Here is a 6,136-nt window from a genome sequence, read left to right on the forward strand (position 1 = left end):
ACGTCAGGTGGCGGCGCCTCAGAGGCGCCGGACGTGCGCGGCGTTCAGGCCGACCCGTTGCCGCACACCGGACAGGAGGCATGGCGTGCGACCCGCACGTGATGCCAGTCCATGTTGCGTGCGTCAAGCATCAACAGCCGGCCCGTGAGCGCCTGGCCAATGCCGCACAGCAGCTTGAGCGCTTCGGCCGCCTGCACAGTGCCAACCATGCCCACCAGGGGAGCAAACACGCCCATGGTGGCGCACTGGGCCTCCTGCACGGTCTCCGTCGGTGGAAAGACACAGGCATAACAGGGTGAGCTGGTCTGGCGCGGATCGTAGACCGTCACTTGGCCGTCGAAGCGGATGGCCGCACCGGACACCAGTGGTTTGCGGTGTTTCACGCAGGCCCGGTTGATCATCTGGCGCGTGGCAAAGTTGTCGGTGCAGTCCAGCACCACGTCGGCCTGCTGGACGTGTTCGTCGAGCAGGGCAGCGTCGGCACGCAGGGTGACGGCCGTGACCTCGACGTCCGGATTGATGGCGGCGACGGCCTGCTGCACCGAGTGCGCCTTGTACTGGCCGACACGGGCCAGTGTGTGGGCGATCTGCCGTTGCAGGTTGGTGGCATCGACCCGGTCATCATCCACCACGGTGATGCGCCCGACCCCGGCGCTGCCCAGGTAAAGTGCGGCGGGAGAGCCCAGGCCGCCGGCACCCACAATGAGCGCACGGGACGACAGCAGCGTGTTCTGGCCTTCCACGCCCAGTTCGTCGAGCAGAATGTGGCGGGAATAACGCAGCAGCTGGGTATCGTTCATGGCGGACGTGACCCGGGCAGTGCGGGGCAGCCAGGCGACCGGTCCGTCCGGACCCGCAGCCTGGCAGGCAGACGCGGTCAGTTTTCCTTTTTCTCGTCCTTGCGCTCGACCATGGTCTTGCTGATCATCACGGGCCGGCCCTTGAGCTGGTTGATGGCCTGCGCGAGCTGGAAGTCCTTGTCGCTGCCGAACTCGGGCGGCCTGCGCTGCTCGGGGCTCTTCCTGGACTCTTCTTCCAGGCGCTTGAGCGCTTCCTCGCGGGCTTTTTCACGGCCCGGGTCTTTCACTTCGGCACCCTGGCCGCTGGCCAGGTGTTTTTCCAGATCGGCTTCGCGCGTGCGCAGGGCAGCAAACGGGCTGCCTTCCAGCGTTTCGTCCACCATCACGTCGGGCACGATGCCCTTGGCCTGGATCGACTTGCCGCTGGGCGTGAAATAACGCGCGGTGGTGAGCTTCAGGCCGGTGTCGGGACCCAGGGGGCGAACGGTCTGCACCGAGCCCTTGCCGAAGGTCTGGTTGCCCATGATGGTGGCGCGTTTGTAGTCCTGTAGCGCGCCGGCGACGATTTCGCTGGCCGATGCCGAGCCTTCGTTGACCAGCACCACCAGTGGCACGTTCTTGACAGCCGCAGGCAGGCGCTTGAGCGGGTCGGCGGCATTGCGGCGCTGGTAGAACTCGGGCGCCGCCTTGTAGGTGAACTTGCTTTCCGCAAGTTGTCCGTTGGTGGACACCACGGTGACGTTCTCGGGCAGGAAGGCGGCGGACACGGCCACGGCGGCGTCCAGCAGGCCGCCCGGGTCGTTGCGCAGGTCCAGCACCAGCCCCTTGAGGTTGGGCTCCTGCCTGTAGATCTGTTCGAGCTTGGCGACGAAATCATCAACCGTGCGTTCCTGGAACTGGCTCAGGCGGATCCACGCGTAACCAGGCTCGATGACCTTGCTGCGTACCGACTGGGTGCGGATCTCCTCGCGCGTGATGGTCACCGGGAAGGTGCGATTTTCATCCTTGCGGAAGATCATCAACGTGACCTTGGTGCGGGGTTCGCCGCGCATCTTCTTGACGGCATCGTTCAGGCTCAGGCCCTTGACCGCGGTGTCATCGATCTTGGTGATCAGGTCATTGGGCTTGAGGCCGGCGCGGTCGGCGGGCGAACCCTCGATCGGCGAGACCACCTTGACCAGGCCGTCTTCCTGAGAAATCTCGATGCCGACACCAACGAAGCGGCCACTGGTGCCCTCCCGGAATTCCTTGAAGGATTTCTTGTCGAAATAGACCGAGTGCGGGTCCAGGCTGGCGACCATGCCCGAGATCGCGTCAGTGATGAGTTTTTTCTCGTCAACAGGCTCGACGTAGTCGGTTTTGACCATGCCAAACACGGCGGCCAGCTGTTGCAGCTCTTCCAGCGGCAACGGTGTGAGTCCGCCCCGTGCCACCGCCTGCAGTTGCACGGTGGTCAGCGCACCGGCGACCGCTCCGATCGAAATCCAGCCTGCTATCTTGAGTTTCTGACCCATAAACACCTTCATTGGCCCCGGTTTCGGGGCAGTTGCCACAGAATTTGAAACAATATACACCTTGGAGAAAGGCCTTGACCAACAGTTCCCGCTACCGGCGCTCCCACCGGTGCCGGCATGCAGAAATATTCCAAAAACAGGCCACCTTTACCTCGCCTTGACACAGGGGTGGCGGCGTGACACCGGCACCCGTCCGGGGCTCAGGCCTTGCCCTGCGCGGCGACCGCCGCCTCGGCTTTGGCAATCGCCTCGCTGTCGCCCAGGTAGTAGTGGCGCAGCGGTTTGAGACTGGCATCGAGTTCGTAGACCAGTGGAATGCCGTTGGGAATATTCAGCCCGACGATGTCCTTGTCGGCAATGTTGTCGAGGTACTTCACCAGCGCGCGTATCGAATTGCCGTGTGCCGCAACCACAATTCGTTTGCCGGCCAGAATGGCTGGCGCCATGGACTCGTTCCAGAAGGGCAGCACCCGGGCCACCGTGTCTTTCAGGCATTCGGTCAGCGGCACCTGGCCGGGTTTCAGTTTGGCGTAACGCGGGTCGTCGCGTTCGCTGCGCGGATCGTTGGGATCCAGCGGCGGCGGCGGCACGTCGTAGCTGCGGCGCCAGATCAGGACCTGCTCATCGCCATATTTTTTGGCGGTCTCCGCCTTGTTCAGGCCTTGCAGGGCGCCGTAGTGGCGCTCGTTGAGGCGCCAGCTGTGAACCACCGGCAACCAGGTGCGGTCCATCTCGTCCAGCGTGTGCCACAGGGTGCGGGTGGCGCGTTTGAGCACGCTGGTGTAAGCCAGGTCAAAGTCGTAGCCCTCCGTTTTGAGCAAGCGGCCGGCGTTGATGGCCTGCTGCACGCCGGTGGCGGTCAGGTCCACGTCGGTCCAGCCGGTAAAGCGGTTGTCCAGGTTCCAGGTTGATTCGCCGTGGCGGATGAGCACAAGTTTGTACATGGTGTGAAGCGGCTTCGTGAAGTTGAAAAGGGGGCCAGTCCCGGCGGGGTGTCCGGGGCGAAAAAAGTGTCCAAAAGGGCGGGCAAAAACTGCGGCAGGCACCAGAGAAAGCCCAAGGAAAACCGGCATTGCTCCCTGCATTCTAAAATCAGTCCTTAATTGCAAACACCAAGAAGGACTTACAGTGAAATTTCTCATCGACAACTGGATGCTGATCGCCATTGCGCTGGCATCCGGCGGCATGCTGCTCTGGCCCCTGATCTCCAGCGGCATGGCAGCCGGTTCGCTCAGCGCCGCCGGCGCCGTGCAACTGATCAACCGTGAGAAGGCAGTGGTCATCGATGTCTGTGAAACCCCGGAATTTGCCGCGGGCCACGTTGCCGGCGCCAAAAACCTGCCGCTTGGACAGTTCGAGGAAAAGCTGCCTGCCACGGTGAAAAACAAGGCGCTCCCCCTGATTCTGGTATGTGCCTCCGGCGCACGCGCCAACCGGGCGCTGGCCATCGCCAAAAAACTCGGCTACGAGCAGGCCCAATGCCTGTCGGGTGGGCTGAAATCGTGGAAAGAGGCTAACCTTCCGATCGAGAAGGCCTGAGAAGCTGCCGCTGCCCATTGACCCCCGACCCGGAGATTTCGATGTCCCCTGTGAAGATATACCTGACCGCCTCCTGCCCCTATTGCATTCAGGCCAAGCAGCTGCTCAAGCAGCGCGGTGTGACCGAGATCGAGGAAATCCGTGTCGACCTGCAACCGGACGAGCGCCAGAAAATGATGGAAATCACCGGTCGCCGGACCGTGCCCCAGATCTTCATTGGCCAGACCCATGTGGGCGGCTGCGATGACCTGATGGCGCTGGATGGCCGCGGCGGCCTGTTGCCTTTGCTGGCCGGCTGAGCGCAGGCTTTCCGGGGGCCTGCGGCCGAACGGGGATAATGTTGCGTGCCTGCTGTTCAGCGGGCTTTTATTTTTCAAGCAATCCGAAAGACCACCATGGCCGAAGCCAACCTTGATCCCGTGTTCCAGATCCAGCGCGTTTACCTCAAGGACGTGTCCCTGGAGCAGCCCAATTCTCCCGAAATCCTGCTCAACCAGGAGCAGCCCGCGGTCGATATCCAGCTCGGCGTAGAGGCGACCCCGATCGCCGACGGCCTCTACGAAGTCAGCGTGACCGCCACGGTGCACACCAAGATCGAAGACAAGACCGTGTTCATGGTCGAGGCCAAGCAGGCCGGCATTTTTGAAATCCGCAACATGGCGGCCGAGCAGCTCAACGCGGTGCTGGGCATTGCCTGCCCGCAGATCGTGTACCCCTACCTGCGCGGCAACGTGGCTGATGTGATCCAGCGCGGCGGTTTCCCGCCCGTCAACCTGGCGGAAATCAACTTCCAGGCGATGTTCGAGCAACAGCAGGCCGCGGCAGCCTCGGCCGCCCAGGAAGCCCCGCAAATCATCGTTTGAGGTCGCGGTGGTGCTGGCACTGCCCCTGGCCTTTTCATTCCCATGAAAATTGCCGTCATTGGCGCCGGTGCCTGGGGCACGGCGCTGGCCATCAGCGCGGCCAATGCAGGCGGCACCTCTGCGCGGCATCAGGTCACCTTGTGGGCGCGTGACGCCGCGCAGCTGGCGGCGATGCAGGCGCAGCGGATCAACACACGCTACCTGCCCGGCATCGCCTTGCCCGATGCCCTGCTGCTGGCGGGCGGCTCCGACGCTTCGCTGGATGCCGTGCTGGCGCAGCAGGACCTGATCGTCATCGCCACGCCGATCGCGGCCTTGCGCGTCATGTTGCAGCGCATGCAGAACGTTAGCGTGCCGGTCGCCTGGCTGTGCAAGGGGTTTGAAACGCCGCTTCCGGCCCTTCCGGCCAACACCTCATTCTTGCAGTCTTTTGGGCTTCTGGCCCATGAAATACGGGCGCAGGTAGCTATTGATTTAAGAGCGGGCGCACTCAGCGGCCCGAGCTTTGCACAGGAAGTGGCGCGCGGCCAGCCGACCGCGCTGGTGGCCGCCAGCGAACACGCCGAAGTGCGCGACACGCTGGTGGCGGCCTTCCACAGCCCGACCCTGCGCATCTACGCCAACGACGACATCGTCGGCGTCGAGGTCGGCGGCGCCGTCAAGAACGTGCTGGCGATCGCAACCGGCCTGTGCGACGGACTGAACCTGGGGCTCAATGCCCGCGCCGCGCTGATCACGCGCGGCCTGGCCGAAATGACGCGCCTGGGCCTGGCCCTGGGGGCGCGGGCCGAAACCTTCACCGGCCTGTCCGGCCTGGGCGACCTGGTGCTGACGGCCACCGGCGACCTCAGCCGCAACCGCAAGGTCGGCCTGCTGCTGGCCCAGGGCCAGAGCCTGCCGCAGGCCGTGGCCTCGCTGGGCCATGTGGCCGAAGGGGTGTACTGCGCCCGCACGGTGGTGCAACGCGCGCAGGGGCTTGGTGTCGAGATGCCGATTTCCGAAGCGGTGGTGGCTTTGCTGGACGGGCAGGTGAAGCCGGCTGAGGCGGTGGCGGCGTTGATGGGACGGGATCCGGCGGCTGAGCTGCGTTAGGGGCTGCTGCGGTCGGGTTTGGATCCGGCTGGTGGTGTTTTGCGGCTGCAGCCCTTATTCAACGGGTCCAGGCAGCTATTGAATTTATAGCAAATGTGTTCTGCTAACCATTCTGGCTGAGCTTGCCGAGGCCTGCGCAAGCTTGTGCAGTTGTGGGTCTTCCAGCACGCCGGGGGTTGCCCGGCGGCAACTCACTTTTCTTTTGCGTCGCCAAAAGAAAAGTAAGCAAAAGAAAAGGCGACCCGATGGTCTGGGTCCCTCCGCTGCGCTGCGGGCAACCTGCGCTGCTCGACTCCGGCGGGGGTCGGCAGAACTCGCTTCGCTCGGA

At 63.8% G+C, this 6,136-nt stretch carries 7 protein-coding genes; 4 read left to right on the forward strand and 3 right to left on the reverse strand.

Annotated features, from left to right (window positions below; translation table 11 throughout):
• Positions 1-44 precede the first annotated feature (44 nt).
• From PSV26_RS10820 to gpmA, 3 genes are all read right to left on the reverse strand, one after another.
• On the reverse strand, positions 45-800 hold the full coding sequence (locus PSV26_RS10820) for a HesA/MoeB/ThiF family protein (protein ID WP_300570492.1): 756 nt from the start codon (positions 798-800) through the stop codon (positions 45-47).
• Positions 801-877: 77 nt separating this feature from the next.
• On the reverse strand, positions 878-2,314 hold the full coding sequence (locus PSV26_RS10825) for a S41 family peptidase (RefSeq protein WP_300511877.1): 1,437 nt from the start codon (positions 2,312-2,314) through the stop codon (positions 878-880).
• A gap of 200 nt (positions 2,315-2,514) precedes the next feature.
• The gene (gene gpmA, locus PSV26_RS10830; RefSeq protein ID WP_300511742.1) at positions 2,515-3,258 is read right to left on the reverse strand and encodes a 2,3-diphosphoglycerate-dependent phosphoglycerate mutase; all 744 of its coding nucleotides are present in this window, start codon (positions 3,256-3,258) and stop codon (positions 2,515-2,517) included.
• Positions 3,259-3,442: 184 nt separating this feature from the next.
• Between gpmA and PSV26_RS10835 the strand changes: the two genes are divergently transcribed.
• The 4 genes from PSV26_RS10835 to PSV26_RS10850 all read left to right on the forward strand — a co-directional run bounded on the left by PSV26_RS10835 (position 3,443) and on the right by PSV26_RS10850 (position 5,808).
• Entirely contained in the window at positions 3,443-3,853 is a 411-nt protein-coding gene (locus PSV26_RS10835) for a rhodanese-like domain-containing protein (RefSeq protein ID WP_300511741.1), read from the forward strand.
• 41 nt (positions 3,854-3,894) lie between these two features.
• On the forward strand, positions 3,895-4,152 hold the full coding sequence (gene grxC, locus PSV26_RS10840; protein WP_300562825.1) for a glutaredoxin 3: 258 nt from the start codon (positions 3,895-3,897) through the stop codon (positions 4,150-4,152).
• A gap of 96 nt (positions 4,153-4,248) precedes the next feature.
• Positions 4,249-4,716 carry a protein-export chaperone SecB gene (gene secB, locus PSV26_RS10845; protein WP_096667270.1) on the forward strand — a complete coding sequence of 156 codons (468 nt, stop codon included), beginning with the start codon at positions 4,249-4,251 and terminating at the stop codon, positions 4,714-4,716.
• Positions 4,717-4,758: 42 nt separating this feature from the next.
• Positions 4,759-5,808, forward strand: coding sequence for an NAD(P)H-dependent glycerol-3-phosphate dehydrogenase (locus PSV26_RS10850; protein WP_300570495.1), 1,050 nt, complete (start codon positions 4,759-4,761; stop codon positions 5,806-5,808).
• Positions 5,809-6,136 lie beyond the last annotated feature (328 nt).

The organism is Polaromonas sp. (assembly GCF_029945685.1).
Taxonomy (GTDB): domain Bacteria; phylum Pseudomonadota; class Gammaproteobacteria; order Burkholderiales; family Burkholderiaceae_C; genus Polaromonas.

Bases quoted from the DNA above. Each gene is read 5' to 3' on its own strand.
- PSV26_RS10820 (WP_300570492.1), bottom strand. From the start codon at position 800: ATGAACGATACCCAGCTGCTGCGTTATTCCCGCCACATTCTGCTCGAC.
- PSV26_RS10825 (WP_300511877.1), bottom strand. From the start codon at position 2,314: ATGGGTCAGAAACTCAAGATAGCAGGCTGGATTTCGATCGGAGCGGTC.
- gpmA (WP_300511742.1), bottom strand. From the start codon at position 3,258: ATGTACAAACTTGTGCTCATCCGCCACGGCGAATCAACCTGGAACCTG.
- grxC (WP_300562825.1), top strand. From the start codon at position 3,895: ATGTCCCCTGTGAAGATATACCTGACCGCCTCCTGCCCCTATTGCATT.
- secB (WP_096667270.1), top strand. From the start codon at position 4,249: ATGGCCGAAGCCAACCTTGATCCCGTGTTCCAGATCCAGCGCGTTTAC.
- PSV26_RS10850 (WP_300570495.1), top strand. From the start codon at position 4,759: ATGAAAATTGCCGTCATTGGCGCCGGTGCCTGGGGCACGGCGCTGGCC.